Here is an 18917-nt window from a genome sequence, read left to right as displayed (position 1 = left end):
CACCCCTTTCTAAAAGTTAAAAGATTTAAATATCTTACTAACGTTTTCTTTCGTAAGTGGGACACTTTCTTTTAATTCCGCATCGAATTGTAAAGCATGCAGCAATGCAAAAAAGCCATCCGTTTTCCGTAAACGTGGCTCAATTTTTTCATAGGTTATATTCTGTTTTGCATCACGCTTTATATAAACATTGTTGGTGTACCAGCGCATCATCATATCATCCCCGTACACCATATTCTCATATGCGAATAAGTCCTCAATGATTGGCTGTAACTGGGTATGTGTTTTACTTCCACTCCTAGCAACTACTAAATTATTAAATCCGTACTTCTCAAATTCTTCTTTTAAATAATTAATACGGTACATATCACTAGCAATAAATTTTATTTGATAGGTCTTTGCCATTTCAGCAAACCATTTTACAATATGTTCTGGTTTGTTCGTTTCATCTTTAATAATGGTGACAAGACCTAAACTTTTCGCTAGTTCTATATCGATTTTGTAGTTGTTATGTTTTAATGATTTGTAATTGATAAAAGTATGGTGTAACCAGTACCTTTTCTTTCCTCGTTTAAATAGTAAACCTACACCAACAAAGTCTGTAGTATCCGAGTAGTCAACTGCTCCAATACATGCCATACCTTTTAAATCAGGAATTTCTTGTTCAGTAGCCTTGATTTTCTCCCATTCTGCTACTAAATCATAAGCATCTTGTGAAGGTATATTCATCCTTTTTGTCATAAATTCAATCTTAGCTGACTTACGGTGTTCAAGATTATTATACTCAGTTTCCATTTCTAACTTTAAATCTGGAAAATAGTTAATCGATGGATTTGCTTTTTCCCACATCATAAAGTCATGTACTTCTTCTGGATCGTCTAATTTACAAATGAACGGAAAAAGTCGACTATTTTCAATTTCGCCGCTCAATAACATTTTTGACTCTTCTTTCATTTGATCAAGAAAACCATCACGTATATTACCGTCAGTTGTAATGTAAAAACGTCTTGGTCTTGGTACTTTACCTAATGCAGACGTGAAAACTTTGATATTATCTTCACTCTCGTAAGCATGAACTTCATCAAAGATTATGGCTCCAGGTCTTAAACCATCCTTTGTTTTGGCATTATTAGTATAGTACTGGAGTTTAGATTTTGTTTTATAGAAACCAATGATTTCTAAAGTTTTCTTGAAAAACTTGTGAAGCTTTTTCCAGTTGTCATCTAATACGTTCCATACATCCATAAAAGAAGTTTTAGCCTGTGTTTCGCTCGTAGCTACAATAGCAACATCATAGTTTTTTATCTTTTGCTTAGATATCAAGTAAAAAGACAATGCAGCAATGAAACCATTCTTTCCAGCTCCACGCCCCATCATAATAAAAAACTCATTGAATACTAATGAACCATCTTCATAAAAAACACCAACAACAAAGGCTGTAATAAACTTTTGCCACGGTAATAATTTAAAAGGAAAATACTTCTCAATATTTTCAATTGCTTCGTTTATCTCATCGCCGTTTATATAGACATCCTCACGATCAAGCTTTGCTTTTACATATTTGATAAGGAGTTTAATTTCTTTTGATGCTCTAATACGTCCCCTCTCGACTTCATTTATATAAAAATCAATATGTTCATTATAGGTAACTTTAGAAGTCGTCATCGTCATCATCCTTTTGATCGGATGTCGCTTTTAACCCAATCTCAGACAATATCTTTAGCATTTGACCATTTGTTTTATTTAAGTCGTTGATAGCTGGGTTGGATTTTGGACCATGCATGCCAGCAACTTTTATTCCCTTTTCCTGAATATCATCAATCAACTTGTTCTTAATATCCCATAGTGCAAGATAGTCTTGAACCATGTCGGTATAGTGGTTTCCAGTAATCCACTTTTCCTTCAATTGGCTTGACAAATCTTTTTCAATGCGTTTTCTAAGAGTCGCTCGACTTACTTTCGCCATGATAACCCTCCCTTCTACATAGACGTAAATGATTTACATTTTATCCCTATTCTTTTTCACGCGAGAAAGCTTCACGGAAAAACAATCTTCACCCCTCCCCGTTGAGCGGTTCCCCACTAGACAGGCAAACTTTTTAACCGGGGGGTGTTACCACCGCTCCTCATTCATAAACTTAGGTTTCTTTTTCTGTACTTTATCCAATCGATCGTGTACTTCATTATGACACTGAATACAAAGACACTGGAGATTATCTAAAGCTAATGCTAAGTGTGGATCTGTCTTAACCTCTTTCATGTGATGGACATTTTCAGCATTATGATACTTTCCTTTTGCCTTACACAGCTGGCATTCATTGTTGTCACGCCTTAATGCTTTCTTACGTAATGTTAGCCACTCTTTAGATTTATAGAATTTCATGAGGTTTTTAGTCTGTATTAATCTAATAATTTCCTCAGTAAACACGTACTATCACTCCAAAGGTATAATAAAAAGCCCTGTATAAAAGGGCTTAACTTTTATCTATATATCCCATCAAATTTAATATTTCTATCCCTAAATTCTTGTATGCTTCTTTGAAATGCTCTTCATTTATTTGAACATTTCCATTTCCTACTATATCGTAGCCGATTTCAAAAGTACTAAAAAATACCCCGTTCAATAAAAGGTCATCTATCGTATATATTGAGTCCCTTATTTCAACAGGTAATAGAGTTAGGTATCTATTTAAAAATTTTGTGATTTCTTCATTCATTTCTCTCTTAATTGAGAAAACAAACTTACTATAATTCCAATATTCGTTAAGTGGTTCGTATATATTACTAGGATTAAACTTATAAACTAATATCTTTTCATTAACGAAATTTGGACCTATATATTTATTAATATTATCAATTATTTCGTGCAACTCTTCATCCTTTACTTCTAGCCCATTAGGTGGTTTTTTCTTTATTACATGAACATAGTTCTGAGCCAACTTTTGTACAAAATACTTATACTTAAGCCTAGTAAGGTGATTAAACGTTTCCCATTTACTCTCTTCTTCATGTCTTTTTATCAATTGGTCAATTAAGTAAACAACCGCAATAATCCCTACTATTTCGACAATTAAACTAACAATTAACCCTTGATAGAATTCCTCGTTAAAGTTGTACAACATAAATTGAATAAATAATGTAATCGATAAGCAGACAACTAGAATTATTCCTAATTTAATTTTCACAAATACTCTCCTTCCGTGCAAACCTTTAACACACTTCGACAAAAGGACGTATTTCCCTTCAAGTTACTTCCTTCTTATTGCTCCACCGCGTCTTTCATAACGATCACGGTTCATTCCCATTAGATTTTTAATATCTTTTTCAGACAACTTTTCTGTTTCTTTTTCATTTTTTTCGAGTTTACTTTTTGTGTACTTATCAAGACGATCTCCGCTTTTCAACCAGACCACCTCTTTCGGCATACAAAAAGACACCCAGTTAAGAGTGTCTTCATGTTTTTGATTAATTTGGTAAATTATCAAGAGCGTATTGCGCTTGTTCTTTTGTATATTGATCGCCGTATTCCGATGTAAGTTGGTCCAATAATTCTTGGTCAGACATTGGCATAAGCTCTTGATAGCTTTTCGCAGCTTCAAGGGCTTCTTCGTAATAATCCACTTCTACATTTTCTATAGCGTATTGAGCAGCGTCCTCTGGATATTGGTCTCCATACTCAGATGTCAATTGTTCAAAAAGTCCTTTTTCTGAAAACGACATGATGTCGACATAATTTTGAGCAGACCTTAAAGCATTTCGATATTCACGTGGAACGTCATCTACTTCTTGTTCAGCCTCTTCCGCTTCTTCCTCTTCTTCTGCTACTTCAATTTCTGTTTCTTCATCGGCAGTAGTATCAGTGTCAGTATCAGTTTCAATTTCTTCCGTTTCCTCTGGTTCGTCAGATACTTGTCCTTCTTCTCCTCCGCATGCGGCCATAACGGCAATCAATAAAGCCATTAACGTTAAAGATAGTATTTTTTTCATAGTATTAGCCCCCTGTTATTTCTGGTACAGGAATTATTATACTATTCTTTCAAATAAATGGAATACCTTCGACAAAGTTCGACGTTCTTAGATAATAGAAAAGCACCTCCAACCAACCGTGAAGATGCTATCGTTATCTCTTAAATTTGTTGTTACTATCATATTATCAGGAAAAATAACAAACTTTCTTTTTATATCCTTCGCAATTCCTTCGCGAAATTTATTGATATGGTTTCATTACATCCAAACGTAAAGCGAATGCTAATTTATAAATGGCTCTACCCTTAACCTCATAATACTTGGTTTCTCCTAATCCTAATTCATTAAATACGAGATAATCAAATATCTCATCCTCTTCTAAGTATCGTTTATTGATAACTTGTCGTTCAATAGCTGATAATCGATTAAACGCTCTAACAAACTTATCAATATATTTCTTTCGTTCGATGTCAAAATGTGCATTCTTTATAGCTGCCTCTTCTGTTGATGAATGAAATGCATTAGTATTTGAAGGAGGAGTTAATGAATAGGAAGCTGTCATACGAGGTAGTTCTTCTTCTGGTGTCGCTAGTAAATACCATTTGTAGTTACTTAACGCTTTCTCAACGGCCTCTTTAGTTTCTTTTCGATCAATCTCAGGTATATCAAAGATTAATTTCATTCAAACATCCCTCCCAGATGTGATATGATGAATTTAGCGATATCCGTCCGAGAGGGCGGTTTTTTTATTTACATGACTAAATTTTCTATATTGATCTTTAATTCCCCTTTGCTTTTCCTTGCTAGGTCAAACAATAAGAGAAACACCTCGTCTGGATCACACTTAAAAGCTTTGGCAATATCTCGTATATGCATATGATCTTCCCACATATGTTGGATTTCTGCGACTTCATGAATGGACCAATCTTGTTTTAAATCCTCATTAACGAAATAGGTTTCCCCAGGTTCACGTTGGAAGTATCGTGTTTCTATGCTCGATTTGGTTTGATTTATACTCTTGGCTTCCTTATCAGTTAGCCCCTTCATGGGTTGTCACCTTTTTCTATGCAATAATAACAATATTTCCTTCATCAACTTCCTTTGATAATTCCTGTTTCAGATAATTCTTAATGTTTTTCATTGCTTCAAGTTTCCAAGCTCCACCATCAGCTTCAAATAAAGCGCAACTTGGACCCGACTTCATTCGGAAAATAAACTCACTTTGTGGTTGATCCACTTCGACGAATGTACGATATGGCTTTAATACCACTGGATTAGGTACTTTTACATTTCCAACACTCGCAACGCCTGTTTTAGCAACAACGGATTGAGATACCCCATCATCACCAACAGTATTTACAGCTTCTTCTTTGATGTTACCAACCACTTTTAGCATAATGTCTCGATCTTCATTTTTTACAAAGCAAGATTGTAATTTAATATTAAAGTCTTCTGAGTCATGCCATCGATCAAAAGAGAATGAAGGTATCATTGCTTTTGCTTCTATAAATTCACTACGACTTTTATTAGAATTCAATTGGTCAAATACGACGACTTCTGTTGGGCTTACTACATGTACCATTAATTTTTCTTCCCCATCAAAATCAGATTTCAAGTATTCTACCAAACCAGTTAAACTATGCAGGTTAATAGATCGTGCTGTCCCTTCTTTTATTAAGTGCAGCTGCTTATCTGAATACTCTTGTCCATTTACAGTATGAATATCTGCCGCTCCTAAGCTTACTAAGTATTGAAATGCTTCTTTAATCATTTACAACCTCTCCTTTTCGTTTGAAATCATAGATTTTTTCACCTGCATCTGAATAAACACCATCTTCTTCAAGATATGTTTGACCTTTTACTCCACTTTTTAATTCAGCACCAGTTACTTTTCCGTTCGAGTCATAATCCATAATAATTTTGGCTTGAATTTCTCTTGCTGAAGCAAATGTCGACTTTGCTTCAACAACAGCTACTGCTAGATTTCTTTGATCATCCCCAGCTAGCTTTACTGTTAGTGTTAGCTTCCTAACTTTCCCTGCGTCGGTATTAGGGTCAGAAATGTTTTCAAGTATTTTCTGTAACTCATCGTTAAATCTTTCTGCTACAGCTCCATTGGCAAAGGTATTTAAATCAACTATTGGTTTTGACATCTTTATCACTCCTAGTCACTTTATTTAAAGCATCTTTTTGAAATGTGGTTAATTCAATTGGTTCATGTAAAGCTCGGCACATTTGGGCCAAAACAAAAGCGTCTCTTACGTTGTCACTCTTATGCTCAAAATCCCAACGCTTATAGATTGGTAATACTAACTCATCCTTTTTGACATTCCCTTTTCCAGTCACATACTTTTTTAAAGCGGTTGGGGCCACTTCGTTATATGTAAACCCTTTTTCAGTCAACATGGCCCGAATGATCCAACCTACTCCATACTGGATACTTACTGCACTACCTTTGGAACCGTATGAGAAACCCTCTAAGCATATTTCGTCCTCTTCTTTCAGTTCAGCAATTACTTTTTTGGCTATTTCAATAAATCGGTCAGGGTCTTTCTTTTGTTTACTAGTAATCTCCTTACCTACTACAACTTTGCTATTTTCTAAAATAACTAGTCCTGTCTTAGTAGATGGATCAATTCCTATATAACGCATTAATAACCTCTTTCCTGACGTGTATGATTTTCAGTATTTTTTTCAATATAACTTTGTTCGATCTGTTCCCAAGTAAACTCTAGCATTTCACCAAGTCCTATGAAGTTTTCTAATAATGTAATATAGTTTGGTAGTTTATTAATAATTAATAGCGTTCCAGCTTTTGTAATCGTAAAAGAAAATTGTTTAGTAATGTTTTCTGCTTTAATCGGTTCTAAATCGAAGATGTAATGGTAATATTTCATATCTAAGCCGATCGATAAGATGAAATGCAAGCAATCCACATACTCCTCAAGTAGTGGGTTAGTATACTTCTTCACTACAATTTGGTTGTCCTTAGTATAAGCATCCTCCCACTTAACAACCTTCGTCCTCGGATCTTGATCATGACTCCAAAACTTAAACCCACGATGTTCATTAGCAAGCTCTCCTAATTCCACTTGTAATGCAAGTATTCTCTTTTCTGTTCGATCTTCATCTGGTTGTGTAGGATGTTCTTTTTCAATATGTTTATCGAGTTCATATTGCATATCGAATAGTTTTTCGATGTTCATTTTCCACCCTCCAACGCTTGTTTGGCTAATATCGCACTTTCCGACAAATGGACAGTTTTATTGATGTCTGTTCGTGTTTCCCAGTTGTATATATTTTTAAGGGATTGTTCGTAACGTTTAACTTTTTCAGCCTGTTCAATAAGCCAATGAAAGTCTACGTCCATTAAATCGTAATAGTAACCTTTTCTTTCGCTATTTTCAGTTACATAAGTACAAGGTAGTTTTCTGCTTTCTTTTATTTCCTGCAATCGCTCATTCATCACAATCCACCCTCCTTTAGTTTCATCATTGACTCGAACTACGCACTAACGCAATCTGATATAAACTGTTTAACCTTTGTTATTTCATCGCTATCAATAATGAGTTTATCGTCTATATCTACTGCAAAGAAATGGATAGTCTCATAAACAAACTCTTCAACCATTACTTCAAACTCTTCTTTATCTTCTGTTATTTCTGCCCACTGTGCGTAACTCATCATGTTTTCTTTACTGAATTTAAATTCCCTAAACCCACTCGTTTTGGATTCTGGTAATCTTTGATAACAGCAGTTACAAATGTCTTTTCGAACTTGATATTCAATAGTCACTGAGTTAATTTTACTCATTCATTCATCCCCTTTATGTCGCAGTTTCCTTCGACTATTCACCCATTCCGTCTGTTTATTTCTTTCTGAAGGATATTAATATCTGCTAACAACATAGATGCTTGTTCGAATTCGTAATTTTCTTTTGCTGTCTTGTATTGCACTTTGCAATTGATCAATTTGTTGCGGATCTCTTCAGTGCTCAATTCCACAAATGCTTGCGCTTCTTTATTCTTCATAATCATTTACTCCTTACTTTTGGAGGCTTTCGTATGTTCAATCAAACTAATTCCTGGTGGAACATACTCGTTACAATAATCTAACATCGGACAATCTTTACATTGATCTTCGAAATATAAATTACATAGCTCATTTAAGTTCATTTTCGCTTCTTCCATTTCGACCAGTTCTTACGCTGTGAATGCCTTTTCTTATTAGCAATCTTTTTGTTCTCGTCTACTTTTTGAAGACGTCTTTCATGCCACTTTTTACGGAAGTTTGAGAAACTTTCTGAAATTCTATCAATCTCACTTTCTGTGAAAATATTCATCTTCTCACCTTCCTGAATTCATCCTGAAGCTCAGTTAAAGTAAGTTCATACAATTGACGTCCATCAGACATTTTAGTTACTCCAGTGCTTATTAATTGGGCAATTAACTCCTGTTTTTTAGCTTCAACTGCCCTTCGTAACAAACCAGTTTGGTTGTTCATATACTCACCCCACTAAGTACCGCTTGATAATTTTCTTTGTTCTTTCCGTTCCTTTAATAACCTCAAATTCTCTTCATACTTTTCCTTTTGACGCTGCAGCTCTTCACTGTTCGTTTGATTATCACTTGATGCCTGTTTAGGATCTGTCATCCACCTTGGTAATTTCTCTTTTCTTTGCTGAGGTTTAGATTTGTAGTTATAAGCTGGATTTTTACGAGACTTATGTTCTTTATGTCTAGCAATGAACGCTTTTACATCGTTTACGTTTCTAACTCTCTTTGATGACCAATCATTTAAGATCGTTTCAGCATACTTCCAACTCTTAACGTTATTTTCAATTGATATTTTCATAGCTTCAACAACCATTGCTTCTGGTTCATCAAAGAAATCACAGTCTAACCAATAATTTATTTTTTCAACTAGATAACTTCCTAGCATACCGAAGCCATTTTGTTCATAGAATTGAAATGGGTTAGGATTTTCCTTCCCTTCAACTTCTTCTTCTTTATCTTTTATATTGTTCTTTTCTTTTGTTATTTTAGTAGGAACCTTTTGTTCCGACGGTAACGACCCAAAACGTTCCGACGGTTCTGACCCAAAAGGTTCCGACGGTACTTTTTGACCGTAGGAAGGTTTTGTTCCTACGGTATTTTCTTTTTTCTTCCAACGAATTTCTTCGTTTTCCTCATTATCTTTTCGATTTTTCTTTTGTAATTCAAGACACTTTTCGATAAGTGGTTGAAAATTATATACATTACTTTTGAATTTACCTTCTGCGGTACGCTGCCCTACCATAACAAGGCCTTTCTCTTCAATCGACTCAATCATTTTCCTTACTTGCCTTGTCGTAATATCCATATGTTCAGCAATTGCTTCTTGGCTTGGATACGGGTCTCTATTGTCATGTTTATAGGTTGAAATAACATTAATTAGATGTATTTCTCCATAAGTAAGCCCTAGCTTTCTTGCATATCTGATTAACATGTTAGGTAATATAGAAAAACCATCGTCTAAAATTTCATTACCCCACATCAATTCGATTTTGGAATCCTGTTCACTATTCAACTTTTGCTCCCCCTTCCAAGAGAACTATTCTCTAGATGTTATATGGCTAATTCCTTTTCTTCTCCAGTGGACTTATGGATAATGTGTAACCTTTTAGTTAAGCTCTTTGTTATGAGCCAATCTGAGGCTTTTAAGCCTCTTTCCTCTATCGCAATCTTTTGTTTCTTGGTTGGACGTTTTCCTTGTTTCATAATCGGTACGCTCCTTTCACATATCGCTGTCATCCCTGAAATACGAATGAGACGCATATCAGGGAATGATTTTGCAATATATCCCTCTACATACCGCTTAAATAAGATACCGCGGTTGGAATAGCCTTCAGACATCCATATGTAGCATTGTGGGATGGGTATTTTATAAATCATTTAAATGGTATATCCTCATCACTAATTGATATTTCTTCACCTTCAAAATCCACTGCTTCAGATGCTTCTTCCTGTGCTGGCTGAGGATCGCTCTTCGTAGCTTGATTTTTTACTGCATCAAACATGATTTCGACAGCTTTTTTGATGATTGGATCAGTCCGATCGTTATTTTTCACCCATTCTAGATATTGCTTATCTTCTTTAAAGATCTCTTTCAAGGTTTTTCCTTTGTGCTTACCAAAGGTCAGTTTTTTCTTTCCTGCATCTTCTGGTGTCATAGTTTCGATTTGTTCCGTTTCCAAATACTCTTTCATATCTTCAATATCTTGTGTAAATATTTCAGACAGGCTAGCAAGTGTTAAAGTAGCATCAATTTGTGCCCTTTTTTTAGCCATTTTTAAGCATGTATTTGCTAATGTGTACGGGTCTTGATTGATGTACTTTTTCTCTTTAGTATTACAATGACCGAGTCCCTCAGTAATCTTTAGACCATTTTTCAATACGTAGCAACGAACAGTAAAAGCAAAGAAGCCTTTGTCATAATCTTGAATGCGTTCAACAACTTCATATTCACCAGTAACCCCAAACAACATATGAATTTTTTCGGCACCTGGCTTTAACAAAGTTGGTTTTGTAGTACCAGGGATAATTCCGTAGTCATGATTAACTTTTAATGTGCCTTGTACAATGGTTTGAAATTGATTGATTTTTGCTAGAGTGGTTTGAACACTATTAATATCTACACTTTCGATAATAGAAAGTGAGTTTTGAGATTGAGAGACGATATTTGACATTACTTGACCTCCAAGCTATATGTGACGGACTCAGGCTTAATATCAACACCATCTATCACTTGCCCATTCTCATCGATGACCACTTTTTTATTGTCTACTTCGACGATCTTAAGACCTTTCTTGAAATCGCCCCACTTCACCGACTCTTTAATGTATTCATCCATTCCAGCAGCTTTAATATGTTCTAGTACCTTGTCCTCGCTTACTTTTTCAGGTGCCTCTTTTGAGCATCTTGTTTTAGATTTTCCATAAGGAGTCGCCAGTGTCTTCGCCTTCGGATCAGCTTCTAATTGTTTTTTATGGTATTCATGAACGAGTGCTGCAAAAAAATCATAATTACCTTTTATGGACCTCAATTCTTTATCTTCCCAAGCTTGAATACGTTCCATTTCTTCTAAAGCAAGCTTGTTCACCTCTTTTTTCTTAGCTTCTAAGGCAGACAACATACGAAATGCCCAATTTAATCCACCTAAATCATTAATCTTGAAACGTTCCTTCGCCTCGATTAACTGCTCTTCATTCTGGTAATCGATGGACTCTAACTCTTCCATTTGCGTAAGTTGTAATTGGTTCATAACTCTTTCCTCCTAGGTTTGATATTTATCAAGAAAAAACATATACTAGCTCTAAGGCTTAATAAAAAATTGCTTTTTCTCGTCACACGGCCATGTGGCGAGTTTTTTCTTGTAATTCGAAGTACTTCCACTCAATGTCTTCTACTTTTCGATTAAGCTGCTTTGCTACTTGTGGAAGTCCTCTTTCCATACCTAATATTTCTATATGATTGACCAAGTAAAAGGTTTCTCCAGGGCTAAACTTCTTTTCACCTTCATTGCTAAGGTTGGCAATACGTTGCATTTCCTTCTGGACCCAGCACCGATCAATACAAAATCGGTATGCTTTTTTCTCATCTGTTTTATTACGTAATTCCGAATACACATGACAATTGCGACAATGCCCCTCAAGCAAACTATCAATTTGAAGTAACATTTCCTTTCTATCCACCAATTCCACCCCTTAAATTAATGTTCCAATCGACAACTCTTTGACGATGGTTGTATAAATCTCTTTTAAACGTTGGTCCTGTTCGATAACGTCCATTTTGGTGGTGTTATTAATTTTTGTTTTGGTAGCTCCTGTTTCTTCTAGACGTTGTTTAAGATTGTTTACACGAATTGTAAGGTTACACTTTGCTCGTTCTTCTAAAATGCTGTAACTCTCGACACGTAAATCTTTATAATTTCCACCAGTTCGCTTAGCAGCACTATTTAACATGGAGTTAACCGACTTTCGCCAGTCGTCATCTTTCTTTGTGAACGTTTCTTTGATGGTATTCATTCCATTTTCTAATTTCTGAAGCTTTTCATCTCGCTTAGTATCTTCTATTTGCTTTTGGGCCACAGTATCAAATATCGTCTTAAACATTTGCAGTTCTGGACTAAGTTGTTGTACATCGATCTGACTCTGTTTCTGATGGTAATAATCATCGACTAACATTTCATAAGCATCCCAAGCTTCATCTGTATTCAATGATTTCGCATGGAGCCATGCTCCTTTTTCAGTCCATAAGTACAAACGGTTGATATTTGGCGAAAGGTCAATTTGTCCTTTTGCTCTAAACTCTTTTAAGCTATCGCCTTCAAGGAATATGAAATGCTTGCCATTCGTATACCGCTCTTTATTACGGTTAAAATTTTTCACAATTCTTTCTGTATCACTTCCATAAACTTCAGCTAATTGTTGAGTTGTAAGCACTCTTTGATCATTTTGTTCAATTATTGTTAATTGGCTCATATCCTCACTCCTTTACATTTCACCGTCTCGAATGTCTTCAACGGCACTTTCAGCACAACAGACAGGACACTTAACAAGATGTTGTTCATCAAAAGCTTGTTCTACTGCAAATACAACGGCACAATGTTCACATTCGTATATATGGAATGCTATTTTATCCATCGCGTACCACCTTTCTTATGTATTGGCGCTAACTCGCACCGATCAGACCACGACGAGGGATGGAGTGGAAGGTAAATAGTGTAGGGGGACACCATTTGTCAAAAGTCGTCGTGGCCTCATCGGCAAGAGTCTTGCTCTTGCTCGATCTACTTTAACGTGGTAATATAGAAACACATTCGGATTATGTAACATTCTGGTTTATGCTGTTTGCGTTGGTTCGCAAGCAGCCTTTTCTATTTTCGGGCCGTTTTTTTCTTGGAACTCTCTTAAACTCGCTACTACCTTTCCACTCAAACAACGATAATGAATAAATTGTTTCGTATACCCTAAGTTTGATAGTTTCAAAGCCTTCCAGTTAAGCGCATCGATGATTGACTTCATTTGCATACCGTCCATTTCTGCTAACCTCACATTGTTTAAAATGTTTTTAAATGCGATATCAAACACAATCTTTTCACTAAACTTCAAATTTCTTCTATAGCAATGCATGGACTGAATAACTTGACCAACCTCTGTAATTTTTAAGTTTGCTAGTGGTTTACAATTAAGCATTTTTAATCCCCCTAATAATTTGAATGTTTACTCCCTTGGCTTGAAGAGTTTTTACGAGTTGATCTAATTGACGTTGTTCTCTTTCAACGTTTAATTTTCTATCCATTAATTCTTCTAATTCTTGAGAACACTTTATGTATTCATTAATCCAATGATTGGCTTCTTGGTAATCTGATTTCTTAATTGCCCTCGAGGCTCTTAACAGACTGTATCTAGCACACAGATCAAGTTCGTTTGCCATTTCGACATCTTTTTTTAACACATGTTCTTTTATGTTCATATTTATCGTTTCTCCTTTCATTTGACAGCTTTCTTCAACAAATTTCGCAACTGTGGTAAAAAGAATTTCCTCCTGGGAGGAATTAAGTTTTTTCCATGTCTCTTTCTATTTCTTGATGCATTAATTTTTTGTAAGTCATCAATCGTCCTTGCCTATATGTGTAGGATCGAGGAGGTTTCTTAGCTGGATGGATAGAAGCTTTTTCAGCTACTTTACGTGTGTAATAATCAATTCGATGAGTAATATCTTTAGTCATTACTCATCATCTCTTCTCTCTGCAACTTCACACCCTCTTCTTTTTTTAACACAGGCTCTAAATTTTTATGGATAAGACCTAATAATCGATTAGCAAGTTCAACCTCTTCTTTTGTACGAGTTGAAAAGTCATTTCCCGTAGTTGCTTCTAAGTAACCGATGGTTTGAAACAAAGCTCCAGTAACTGCATTTTCAATATCAAATTTCGAATGGTTTTGATGATCGATTTTAAATTCCATTCCTTATGCCCCCTTTAAGCTTTTAAAACTCTCAACTTCCCGTAGTCTTCTTCAAACTTCTCCTCAAATTGTTGATCGATGTCCATTTTCTTTTCCATCCATTTATCGATGTACTCAATCTTGAACAACCACTTGCGGCCACCTGCTAACTTAAGTACTGGTAAGCCCTCCTTGTGTACCCAGCGTCGAACCGTATCGACATGAACACCTAAATATTCAGCAGCTTCTTTGGTGTCTAATGTTGTTCTTTGAACTTTTGGAAGTTTGTTCACCAAAAGCACCCTCCTTTCGACAAAATTTCTTATAGGTTTATTCGTTAATTTAACGAATATATATAAAATGAGGTGATTTTATGATTGAACTAACTTGCGGTTCTTGCCAAACTGAATTTGCTGTTAAGATAAACGACATTTTGTTATCACATGAAGTTGTTAGAATTTCATGTCCTTGCTGTCGTGAATATCTTCCACAAAAAATGAATGACCTTCTCAACCAATCTTTAAAAGCAGATCTTGAAAAGGACGGCTGGAGACTTAATTTCGACTCAATTACATCGAAAATTTAATTCCACCTCTCTTTTCTTGTGGCGTATTCTGGATTGGTTTAAGTTCAGCATTTTCAGTCGTGCTATCCAATGAAGCAATTTTTAGTTCAAGAGCTTCAATTTTTTGCTCAAGTTTTTTAATACGCTTTTTAGTTTTACTCATGCAATTCTCCCCTTTACATAAACTAGAAAGTGCTATGCAGTAGTCACCTTGAGTGTATGAGTATCTTGTACTAAATCTTCAAAAAAAAGTTCTTTAGCATCCTTATTTAAAATTTCAGCTATACGAAAAGCATCAGACAATCTTGGTACTGAATAACCATTTTCCCAGTTACTAACAGTGGATTTTTGACATTCTAATAACTCTGCTAATTTTTCCTGAGTTAATCCAGCTTCTTTTCTAGCTTTTACTAATCGAGTATTTTTTCTCATTGATGGCACCACCTTTGTATAAGTTTCTTGTACTTCTTGTTTTTATTATAAGTATAAGTTTCTTGTACGTCAACACAAAAATATAATTTTCTTGTACTTTTTGTGTTTATATTATTTTAATTCATTTATATGATGTACAATTAGCTTGTACAAAGTTTGTTGAAAGGGCGATATTACTATGTTTTCTGAACGTCTTAAAAAAGCAAGGAAATTAAATAACTTGACTCAAGAAGGTCTTGCTAAAAAAATAAAGACGACGAAGGGTACAATTAGCAATTACGAAAATGGACATAGCTCGCCTTCAAATGAAATGCTGACCGATCTTGCAAATACGTTAGGTGTCACCACTGATTTTCTTTTAGGCCGAACCGACGTCCCTTATTTCGGTGTGGAAAAAGATGGCCAGCAATATATAGACTTCGATAAGCTACCAGAAGATAAATTTGACCCACTGGCCGAGATCAATAAGCGGCTGGATGAACTAGGAATTAAAGATATAGGCTTCTATGATATTGATAAATGGAAAGATATGAGCCGTGAAGATGTAGAAGAAGTATTGAAGCATTTTGAGTGGGTGGCTCATAAAGCGAAGGAACGTAAGAAAAAAGATTAACTCTTAAATAAATTAAAATTATATCACCGTTTTTAGTAGGAATAATTCAACTATTGATATCTACAAAATAAATTACCATGAATATAAGGGCTTTTTTACAAAGATTACTTCAATATTGATCTTGTTATAAGCAATTTATAAGTAAATTAAATAAAAACACAACACGAGGCACGCAGCTGTTATGAGCGTGTCTTATTTTTAAATTCATTATTAAAATTAAACATAAGGGGAATTTCAATTATGATAATGAAACAAGAACTTTTAAAACGAGTATTTGATAAATTAAATAAAAATAATGTTATTGATGTAATTAAAGCTGTTAATCCAATGTGGGTACATGATAAAAAAAAGCAAAAACGAAAGAAAGATCTTTTTGATGATTTCCTTGCTTTATCCCCATTAATACGTGATGAAGAAATAGAAGAATTTGTTGAAATGGCTGTTATGACTAAGAACATAGGTTTACCAGCCTTCACGTATAAAGTTAATAAACTTGATGGAATAGAAGATCACATTGAGGAAAGAGAATATGTTTTTCTTGGAAGTTATATTATCAAAATTGAAGAAGTTAACAGTGAAAACAACATTCTAAAACTTAATCTTCGTGTTAAATCATATAACGAAAAATGGAGAACTGCTGGATTACTAGATATGAATAGTCTTACATCTGTACATAACATAAATTTGGAGTTAGATAAAGTTAAACAAGTTGCAACTATTTTTGCTGGAAATGACTTAATTCACCAAGTTGTTAAGGACTTTTGTACAGTTGAACTAAAATGGCCATTAGTCGGATATAGGATTATCGAAAAAACCAACCAGAGCTTCCAAGTTGGAAGTATTAGTTTTAAAACAGCTGTTTTGTTGGATTTTATTAATAACAGGTTAGCTCCAGAAGGATTTATTTCAAAGTTTAAAGAAATTAAATTTAATACAACTGGAAAGCTACAAAATAGTGAAGGAATTAGAAATGTAACAATTAACGGGAATGATATACTCTCATCTCAGTTAGCATGTGAGTATATTACTCGAGGGACCAGTGTAATATCATTTAAGTTAAATATGATATATTCTGACAGAGAGTTTTCAGCTATTTTTTCATTGAAGGATAAACAATACGATTTAATGAAAATAGTAATTGTAGACGTTGAAGACCAAACTTTCAAAGAAAATGTTATGAGACTTATCCAAGATAATTATATCGAAATGTGCTCTGATGGGATTAAAGATATGAAGAGTACAAACGCCTTATTAGATACAATTAAAACAAAATTTGCACAAGGTGATAAGTTTGTTAACAATGTAATTGAAACTGGTATACTAAACGTAAATAAAAACCTAGCCTCTTTACTTGAAGAAGCAGAATCGGAACACGATTACTTTGAATTAGTTAATCAAATTGTATATAATAATAAAATTATTTTAGATGCAGTTGGTTATAGTGGAATAGATGAAAACCTAGAGAAAATTAAAGAATTCCTTGAGAGTGATCTTAGTGAACTAGATGAAGAAAATGAAGATGATCAAGTTGTTTCAGTTGAAAAGTAATTATATTAGGAGGGGTGTTTATGTTAATTTGGGCAAAAGATTCTTTATTTTTTAATATTGATAAAAATTTGTCTAAAGAAAATTTTCATAGTATAACCCCTTCTGTTTTTGAAAAAATTTACATCAAAGACATAAATGAAGATATCTTACAAATTGAATATCAATGGATCGATTCTATAAAAATTAGTGATAAGATTTATTCGAATAAAGCTAAAAATATCATATGTTGGTTTTTTAACCAAAAAAATATAATTGTTTTTTTTAGTAATTCACAAAGCGAAGTTTCTTACATAAAAAACAAACTAGAAAAAAATCTAAAAGCAACGTTCTCTGTTTTGGAGATATATAATCAATGGAAAAAAGCTTATATTACCCAGTCACAGTGGTTCTGTGATTTGATAACCATTCACATCAAAAATGAAATTGTTCCATATGATGAAGATGAGACTATAAAAGTTCATATAAATGATAAAAAACATGATGAAATAAAGGATATTTTAACAAAAAAAACAGATCTGATTTCTAGTTTAACATTTTCATGCAACCACAAATTTTCTTATTTCTATCTCGATCCTGAATCTGTTATTTCTTTTCCTGAAACAATAAACATCGAGAGTATAATCTTTGTCTTAAATGGGGTTTTAAATGAGATCTAAAAAATATTTATCAATACTAACTTTAATATTCGTAGCATTTTCTCCAATTCTTATTTTTTATTTAATTGATTTTACACATCCTAAAATGGATAGTACTTTAAAAAATTTAATTTTTGAACAAGCACAAATACTTAGTTGGGTAGTTGCTAGCATAATGACCTTAGTAAGTTTTACAACTCTTTTTATTGCTTTTATTTCAGAAAATAAATTAGTAAAGGCTAGTAATACATTAAATCAAATTTTCTATCCATATAACAAGGATATTGATGAATTAAAGAATAATTTTATTAATTATAAAAATTTCATTGTTGAAGACCAGCTATTGAAATTTATCTTTTATATTTTTCTATTTATTGGATGGAGTTTAACAATAATTTTAGGTGTAATAATTGGGTATTATACAAAATTTAAATTCTCATTCATCCCTGACCTTACTATAAGTTCTTTTATGGTTTTTAATCTTTATTTTACTTTGGTGATCTTCTTATCACTTTTCTTATTAGTGGGCTGGATAATACATCTTATAAGATTTAATAAGAACCCAACCAAAAAAGGGTACCTCCCTTCAATTGAAAATATAACTAATGTTGATTTCTTATTAAATGAAGATATTGATATAAATAAATTCTTTTCTATAAACTATCCTTATTTAAATTTTTATAAAAATCCACCATCTTCAAAACCTACATATGAAAGTTCAATTGAATTACCACTTCCGTTAAAAAACTATAGGTTTTTAATTAAACTCTACTCAAATGAGCAAATTTTAATGACCAGTTATGGTGTATTATCTAAAGAGTCATTTTCAACTCACGTAGGCAAAGAATATTTTGTTAGTTTAACTGAAGAATTCCCAAGAAAAATTTTTAATGACTTACAAGAAAACGATTCTTATGGAGAACTACTTATTTTCAATAAAGATCTTAATATTGTTGCTAGATATAAGCTCATAAAAAAAACAGTTAGTGAAAATCATTTTTATTTTGTGATTTTCAAGAATGTCTCTTTCGTTGAGGATACTATCGATAAAAAATATTTCGAAGGTTTAGGTGAAAAATCCCATATTGATTATAGAGTATATAGCTCTTCCTCCAATTAAAGCCCTAAGTATTGGGCTTTTTCTTTTCATTTACAAATCGAACGTATATT

37 protein-coding genes are annotated in these 18917 nt (G+C 33.7%); 5 read left to right on the top strand and 32 right to left on the bottom strand.

Annotation, left to right across the window (positions count from 1 at the left end; translation table 11 throughout):
• Window positions 1–9: 9 nt before the first annotated feature.
• The 30 genes from BK574_RS24575 to BK574_RS24455 all read right to left on the bottom strand — a co-directional run bounded on the left by BK574_RS24575 (window position 10) and on the right by BK574_RS24455 (window position 14247).
• Complete coding sequence (locus tag BK574_RS24575; RefSeq protein ID WP_338020617.1) at window positions 10–1665, bottom strand: terminase TerL endonuclease subunit; 1656 nt, start codon at window positions 1663–1665, stop codon at window positions 10–12.
• A complete protein-coding gene (locus BK574_RS24570) occupies window positions 1652–1966 on the bottom strand; it encodes a P27 family phage terminase small subunit (RefSeq protein WP_078430473.1) in 315 nt (104 codons plus the stop codon). The genes BK574_RS24575 and BK574_RS24570 overlap by 14 nt, the downstream gene beginning before the upstream one ends.
• A 147-nt stretch (window positions 1967–2113) precedes the next feature.
• The gene (locus BK574_RS24565) at window positions 2114–2383 is read right to left on the bottom strand and encodes an HNH endonuclease (protein WP_078430977.1); all 270 of its coding nucleotides are present in this window, start codon (window positions 2381–2383) and stop codon (window positions 2114–2116) included.
• Window positions 2384–2474: 91 nt separating this feature from the next.
• A complete protein-coding gene (locus tag BK574_RS24560; RefSeq protein WP_078430472.1) occupies window positions 2475–3185 on the bottom strand; it encodes a hypothetical protein in 711 nt (236 codons plus the stop codon).
• Between the two features lie 63 nt (window positions 3186–3248).
• Window positions 3249–3425, bottom strand: a complete 177-nt coding sequence (locus BK574_RS27960; protein ID WP_169917364.1) for a hypothetical protein — start codon at window positions 3423–3425, stop codon at window positions 3249–3251.
• 40 nt (window positions 3426–3465) lie between these two features.
• Window positions 3466–3987, bottom strand: coding sequence for an Ltp family lipoprotein (locus BK574_RS24555; RefSeq protein WP_078430471.1), 522 nt, complete (start codon window positions 3985–3987; stop codon window positions 3466–3468).
• Between the two features lie 220 nt (window positions 3988–4207).
• Entirely contained in the window at window positions 4208–4648 is a 441-nt protein-coding gene (locus BK574_RS24550) for an ArpU family phage packaging/lysis transcriptional regulator (protein ID WP_078430470.1), read from the bottom strand.
• A gap of 68 nt (window positions 4649–4716) precedes the next feature.
• Window positions 4717–5013: a hypothetical protein gene (locus tag BK574_RS24545; protein ID WP_078430469.1), complete on the bottom strand. Its 297-nt coding sequence runs from the start codon at window positions 5011–5013 to the stop codon at window positions 4717–4719.
• Between the two features lie 16 nt (window positions 5014–5029).
• Window positions 5030–5737 carry a hypothetical protein gene (locus BK574_RS24540; protein ID WP_078430468.1) on the bottom strand — a complete coding sequence of 236 codons (708 nt, stop codon included), beginning with the start codon at window positions 5735–5737 and terminating at the stop codon, window positions 5030–5032.
• Window positions 5730–6119, bottom strand: a complete 390-nt coding sequence (locus BK574_RS24535) for a hypothetical protein (protein ID WP_078430467.1) — start codon at window positions 6117–6119, stop codon at window positions 5730–5732. Before BK574_RS24535 ends, BK574_RS24540 begins: the two co-directional genes overlap by 8 nt.
• A complete protein-coding gene (locus BK574_RS24530) occupies window positions 6100–6618 on the bottom strand; it encodes a hypothetical protein (protein WP_078430466.1) in 519 nt (172 codons plus the stop codon). The genes BK574_RS24535 and BK574_RS24530 overlap by 20 nt, the downstream gene beginning before the upstream one ends.
• Window positions 6618–7172: a dUTP diphosphatase gene (locus tag BK574_RS24525; RefSeq protein ID WP_078430465.1), complete on the bottom strand. Its 555-nt coding sequence runs from the start codon at window positions 7170–7172 to the stop codon at window positions 6618–6620. The genes BK574_RS24530 and BK574_RS24525 overlap by 1 nt, the downstream gene beginning before the upstream one ends.
• Window positions 7169–7435 (bottom strand): hypothetical protein, encoded by a 267-nt coding sequence (locus tag BK574_RS24520; RefSeq protein WP_078430464.1) that lies wholly within the window; start codon window positions 7433–7435, stop codon window positions 7169–7171. The genes BK574_RS24525 and BK574_RS24520 overlap by 4 nt, the downstream gene beginning before the upstream one ends.
• Before the next feature lie 35 nt (window positions 7436–7470).
• The gene (locus tag BK574_RS24515; RefSeq protein ID WP_078430463.1) at window positions 7471–7779 is read right to left on the bottom strand and encodes a hypothetical protein; all 309 of its coding nucleotides are present in this window, start codon (window positions 7777–7779) and stop codon (window positions 7471–7473) included.
• Window positions 7780–7817: 38 nt separating this feature from the next.
• Window positions 7818–8003 carry a hypothetical protein gene (locus tag BK574_RS24510; RefSeq protein WP_142248033.1) on the bottom strand — a complete coding sequence of 62 codons (186 nt, stop codon included), beginning with the start codon at window positions 8001–8003 and terminating at the stop codon, window positions 7818–7820.
• Entirely contained in the window at window positions 8004–8156 is a 153-nt protein-coding gene (locus BK574_RS27790; RefSeq protein WP_158211760.1) for a hypothetical protein, read from the bottom strand.
• Window positions 8138–8308 (bottom strand): hypothetical protein, encoded by a 171-nt coding sequence (locus tag BK574_RS27785; RefSeq protein ID WP_158211759.1) that lies wholly within the window; start codon window positions 8306–8308, stop codon window positions 8138–8140. The genes BK574_RS27790 and BK574_RS27785 overlap by 19 nt, the downstream gene beginning before the upstream one ends.
• Window positions 8305–8469: a Fur-regulated basic protein FbpA gene (locus BK574_RS24505; protein WP_078430461.1), complete on the bottom strand. Its 165-nt coding sequence runs from the start codon at window positions 8467–8469 to the stop codon at window positions 8305–8307. Before BK574_RS24505 ends, BK574_RS27785 begins: the two co-directional genes overlap by 4 nt.
• A gap of 12 nt (window positions 8470–8481) precedes the next feature.
• On the bottom strand, window positions 8482–9534 hold the full coding sequence (locus tag BK574_RS24500; RefSeq protein ID WP_078430460.1) for a DnaD domain protein: 1053 nt from the start codon (window positions 9532–9534) through the stop codon (window positions 8482–8484).
• 38 nt (window positions 9535–9572) lie between these two features.
• Window positions 9573–9899 carry a DUF6906 family protein gene (locus BK574_RS24495; protein WP_078430459.1) on the bottom strand — a complete coding sequence of 109 codons (327 nt, stop codon included), beginning with the start codon at window positions 9897–9899 and terminating at the stop codon, window positions 9573–9575.
• Window positions 9896–10693, bottom strand: a complete 798-nt coding sequence (locus tag BK574_RS24490; RefSeq protein ID WP_078430458.1) for an exodeoxyribonuclease X C-terminal domain-containing protein — start codon at window positions 10691–10693, stop codon at window positions 9896–9898. Before BK574_RS24490 ends, BK574_RS24495 begins: the two co-directional genes overlap by 4 nt.
• Window positions 10693–11268, bottom strand: coding sequence for a host-nuclease inhibitor Gam family protein (locus BK574_RS24485; protein WP_078430457.1), 576 nt, complete (start codon window positions 11266–11268; stop codon window positions 10693–10695). Before BK574_RS24485 ends, BK574_RS24490 begins: the two co-directional genes overlap by 1 nt.
• 82 nt (window positions 11269–11350) lie before the next feature.
• The gene (locus BK574_RS24480) at window positions 11351–11698 is read right to left on the bottom strand and encodes a zinc-finger domain-containing protein (RefSeq protein WP_078430456.1); all 348 of its coding nucleotides are present in this window, start codon (window positions 11696–11698) and stop codon (window positions 11351–11353) included.
• A gap of 12 nt (window positions 11699–11710) precedes the next feature.
• Entirely contained in the window at window positions 11711–12487 is a 777-nt protein-coding gene (locus BK574_RS24475; protein WP_078430455.1) for an ORF6N domain-containing protein, read from the bottom strand.
• Window positions 12488–12499: 12 nt separating this feature from the next.
• The gene (locus BK574_RS27780) at window positions 12500–12649 is read right to left on the bottom strand and encodes an FmdB family zinc ribbon protein (RefSeq protein ID WP_158211758.1); all 150 of its coding nucleotides are present in this window, start codon (window positions 12647–12649) and stop codon (window positions 12500–12502) included.
• 198 nt (window positions 12650–12847) lie between these two features.
• Complete coding sequence (locus tag BK574_RS24470) at window positions 12848–13201, bottom strand: hypothetical protein (protein ID WP_078430454.1); 354 nt, start codon at window positions 13199–13201, stop codon at window positions 12848–12850.
• Window positions 13194–13481: a hypothetical protein gene (locus BK574_RS24465; RefSeq protein WP_078430453.1), complete on the bottom strand. Its 288-nt coding sequence runs from the start codon at window positions 13479–13481 to the stop codon at window positions 13194–13196. The genes BK574_RS24470 and BK574_RS24465 overlap by 8 nt, the downstream gene beginning before the upstream one ends.
• A gap of 82 nt (window positions 13482–13563) precedes the next feature.
• Window positions 13564–13737 carry a hypothetical protein gene (locus tag BK574_RS27775; RefSeq protein ID WP_158211757.1) on the bottom strand — a complete coding sequence of 58 codons (174 nt, stop codon included), beginning with the start codon at window positions 13735–13737 and terminating at the stop codon, window positions 13564–13566.
• Window positions 13730–13975, bottom strand: coding sequence for a hypothetical protein (locus BK574_RS24460; protein WP_078430452.1), 246 nt, complete (start codon window positions 13973–13975; stop codon window positions 13730–13732). Before BK574_RS24460 ends, BK574_RS27775 begins: the two co-directional genes overlap by 8 nt.
• Window positions 13976–13989: 14 nt before the next feature.
• A complete protein-coding gene (locus tag BK574_RS24455) occupies window positions 13990–14247 on the bottom strand; it encodes a helix-turn-helix domain-containing protein (protein ID WP_142248032.1) in 258 nt (85 codons plus the stop codon).
• Window positions 14248–14327: 80 nt separating this feature from the next.
• Here BK574_RS24455 and BK574_RS24450 point away from each other — a divergent pair, with 80 nt between their 5' ends.
• Window positions 14328–14540 (top strand): hypothetical protein, encoded by a 213-nt coding sequence (locus BK574_RS24450; RefSeq protein ID WP_078430450.1) that lies wholly within the window; start codon window positions 14328–14330, stop codon window positions 14538–14540.
• On the opposite strand, the gene BK574_RS27770 is transcribed toward BK574_RS24450, so the two are convergent.
• Complete coding sequence (locus BK574_RS27770; RefSeq protein ID WP_158211756.1) at window positions 14524–14682, bottom strand: hypothetical protein; 159 nt, start codon at window positions 14680–14682, stop codon at window positions 14524–14526. The genes BK574_RS24450 and BK574_RS27770 overlap by 17 nt on opposite strands.
• A gap of 32 nt (window positions 14683–14714) precedes the next feature.
• Entirely contained in the window at window positions 14715–14951 is a 237-nt protein-coding gene (locus BK574_RS24445) for a helix-turn-helix transcriptional regulator (protein ID WP_078430449.1), read from the bottom strand.
• A 178-nt stretch (window positions 14952–15129) separates the two neighbouring features.
• Between BK574_RS24445 and BK574_RS24440 the strand changes: the two genes are divergently transcribed.
• From BK574_RS24440 to BK574_RS24425, 4 genes are all read left to right on the top strand, one after another.
• Window positions 15130–15564 carry a helix-turn-helix domain-containing protein gene (locus tag BK574_RS24440; protein WP_078430448.1) on the top strand — a complete coding sequence of 145 codons (435 nt, stop codon included), beginning with the start codon at window positions 15130–15132 and terminating at the stop codon, window positions 15562–15564.
• 246 nt (window positions 15565–15810) lie between these two features.
• On the top strand, window positions 15811–17112 hold the full coding sequence (locus BK574_RS24435; RefSeq protein WP_158211755.1) for a hypothetical protein: 1302 nt from the start codon (window positions 15811–15813) through the stop codon (window positions 17110–17112).
• A gap of 20 nt (window positions 17113–17132) precedes the next feature.
• On the top strand, window positions 17133–17768 hold the full coding sequence (locus BK574_RS24430; protein ID WP_078430446.1) for a hypothetical protein: 636 nt from the start codon (window positions 17133–17135) through the stop codon (window positions 17766–17768).
• Window positions 17758–18867 (top strand): hypothetical protein, encoded by a 1110-nt coding sequence (locus tag BK574_RS24425; RefSeq protein WP_078430445.1) that lies wholly within the window; start codon window positions 17758–17760, stop codon window positions 18865–18867. Before BK574_RS24430 ends, BK574_RS24425 begins: the two co-directional genes overlap by 11 nt.
• The last annotated feature ends 50 nt before the right edge of the window (window positions 18868–18917 follow it).

The sequence above is a fragment of the Alkalihalobacterium alkalinitrilicum genome (genome assembly GCF_002019605.1).
Taxonomy (GTDB): Bacteria; Bacillota; Bacilli; order Bacillales; family Bacillaceae_F; genus Alkalihalobacterium; species Alkalihalobacterium alkalinitrilicum.
Note: the sequence above shows the minus strand (reverse complement) of the source record. Positions and strands in the feature narration are given on the sequence as shown.

Coding starts and splice junctions, on each gene's coding strand:
- BK574_RS27775 (WP_158211757.1), bottom strand. CDS start 13,737: ATGACTAAAGATATTACTCATCGAATTGATTATTACACACGTAAAGTA.
- BK574_RS24435 (WP_158211755.1), top strand. CDS start 15,811: ATGAAACAAGAACTTTTAAAACGAGTATTTGATAAATTAAATAAAAAT.
- BK574_RS24465 (WP_078430453.1), bottom strand. CDS start 13,481: ATGAACATAAAAGAACATGTGTTAAAAAAAGATGTCGAAATGGCAAAC.
- BK574_RS24490 (WP_078430458.1), bottom strand. CDS start 10,693: ATGTCAAATATCGTCTCTCAATCTCAAAACTCACTTTCTATTATCGAA.
- BK574_RS24555 (WP_078430471.1), bottom strand. CDS start 3,987: ATGAAAAAAATACTATCTTTAACGTTAATGGCTTTATTGATTGCCGTT.
- BK574_RS24515 (WP_078430463.1), bottom strand. CDS start 7,779: ATGAGTAAAATTAACTCAGTGACTATTGAATATCAAGTTCGAAAAGAC.
- BK574_RS24460 (WP_078430452.1), bottom strand. CDS start 13,975: ATGGAATTTAAAATCGATCATCAAAACCATTCGAAATTTGATATTGAA.
- BK574_RS24565 (WP_078430977.1), bottom strand. CDS start 2,383: ATGAAATTCTATAAATCTAAAGAGTGGCTAACATTACGTAAGAAAGCA.
- BK574_RS27785 (WP_158211759.1), bottom strand. CDS start 8,308: ATGAATATTTTCACAGAAAGTGAGATTGATAGAATTTCAGAAAGTTTC.
- BK574_RS24505 (WP_078430461.1), bottom strand. CDS start 8,469: ATGAACAACCAAACTGGTTTGTTACGAAGGGCAGTTGAAGCTAAAAAA.
- BK574_RS24425 (WP_078430445.1), top strand. CDS start 17,758: ATGAGATCTAAAAAATATTTATCAATACTAACTTTAATATTCGTAGCA.
- BK574_RS24470 (WP_078430454.1), bottom strand. CDS start 13,201: ATGCTTAATTGTAAACCACTAGCAAACTTAAAAATTACAGAGGTTGGT.
- BK574_RS27780 (WP_158211758.1), bottom strand. CDS start 12,649: ATGGATAAAATAGCATTCCATATATACGAATGTGAACATTGTGCCGTT.
- BK574_RS24545 (WP_078430469.1), bottom strand. CDS start 5,013: ATGAAGGGGCTAACTGATAAGGAAGCCAAGAGTATAAATCAAACCAAA.
- BK574_RS24540 (WP_078430468.1), bottom strand. CDS start 5,737: ATGATTAAAGAAGCATTTCAATACTTAGTAAGCTTAGGAGCGGCAGAT.
- BK574_RS24575 (WP_338020617.1), bottom strand. CDS start 1,665: ATGACGACTTCTAAAGTTACCTATAATGAACATATTGATTTTTATATA.
- BK574_RS24530 (WP_078430466.1), bottom strand. CDS start 6,618: ATGCGTTATATAGGAATTGATCCATCTACTAAGACAGGACTAGTTATT.
- BK574_RS24430 (WP_078430446.1), top strand. CDS start 17,133: ATGTTAATTTGGGCAAAAGATTCTTTATTTTTTAATATTGATAAAAAT.
- BK574_RS24450 (WP_078430450.1), top strand. CDS start 14,328: ATGATTGAACTAACTTGCGGTTCTTGCCAAACTGAATTTGCTGTTAAG.
- BK574_RS27770 (WP_158211756.1), bottom strand. CDS start 14,682: ATGAGTAAAACTAAAAAGCGTATTAAAAAACTTGAGCAAAAAATTGAA.
- BK574_RS24495 (WP_078430459.1), bottom strand. CDS start 9,899: ATGATTTATAAAATACCCATCCCACAATGCTACATATGGATGTCTGAA.
- BK574_RS27790 (WP_158211760.1), bottom strand. CDS start 8,156: ATGGAAGAAGCGAAAATGAACTTAAATGAGCTATGTAATTTATATTTC.
- BK574_RS24570 (WP_078430473.1), bottom strand. CDS start 1,966: ATGGCGAAAGTAAGTCGAGCGACTCTTAGAAAACGCATTGAAAAAGAT.
- BK574_RS24550 (WP_078430470.1), bottom strand. CDS start 4,648: ATGAAATTAATCTTTGATATACCTGAGATTGATCGAAAAGAAACTAAA.
- BK574_RS24445 (WP_078430449.1), bottom strand. CDS start 14,951: ATGAGAAAAAATACTCGATTAGTAAAAGCTAGAAAAGAAGCTGGATTA.
- BK574_RS24510 (WP_142248033.1), bottom strand. CDS start 8,003: ATGATTATGAAGAATAAAGAAGCGCAAGCATTTGTGGAATTGAGCACT.
- BK574_RS24535 (WP_078430467.1), bottom strand. CDS start 6,119: ATGTCAAAACCAATAGTTGATTTAAATACCTTTGCCAATGGAGCTGTA.
- BK574_RS24475 (WP_078430455.1), bottom strand. CDS start 12,487: ATGAGCCAATTAACAATAATTGAACAAAATGATCAAAGAGTGCTTACA.
- BK574_RS24525 (WP_078430465.1), bottom strand. CDS start 7,172: ATGAACATCGAAAAACTATTCGATATGCAATATGAACTCGATAAACAT.
- BK574_RS27960 (WP_169917364.1), bottom strand. CDS start 3,425: ATGCCGAAAGAGGTGGTCTGGTTGAAAAGCGGAGATCGTCTTGATAAG.
- BK574_RS24485 (WP_078430457.1), bottom strand. CDS start 11,268: ATGAACCAATTACAACTTACGCAAATGGAAGAGTTAGAGTCCATCGAT.
- BK574_RS24440 (WP_078430448.1), top strand. CDS start 15,130: ATGTTTTCTGAACGTCTTAAAAAAGCAAGGAAATTAAATAACTTGACT.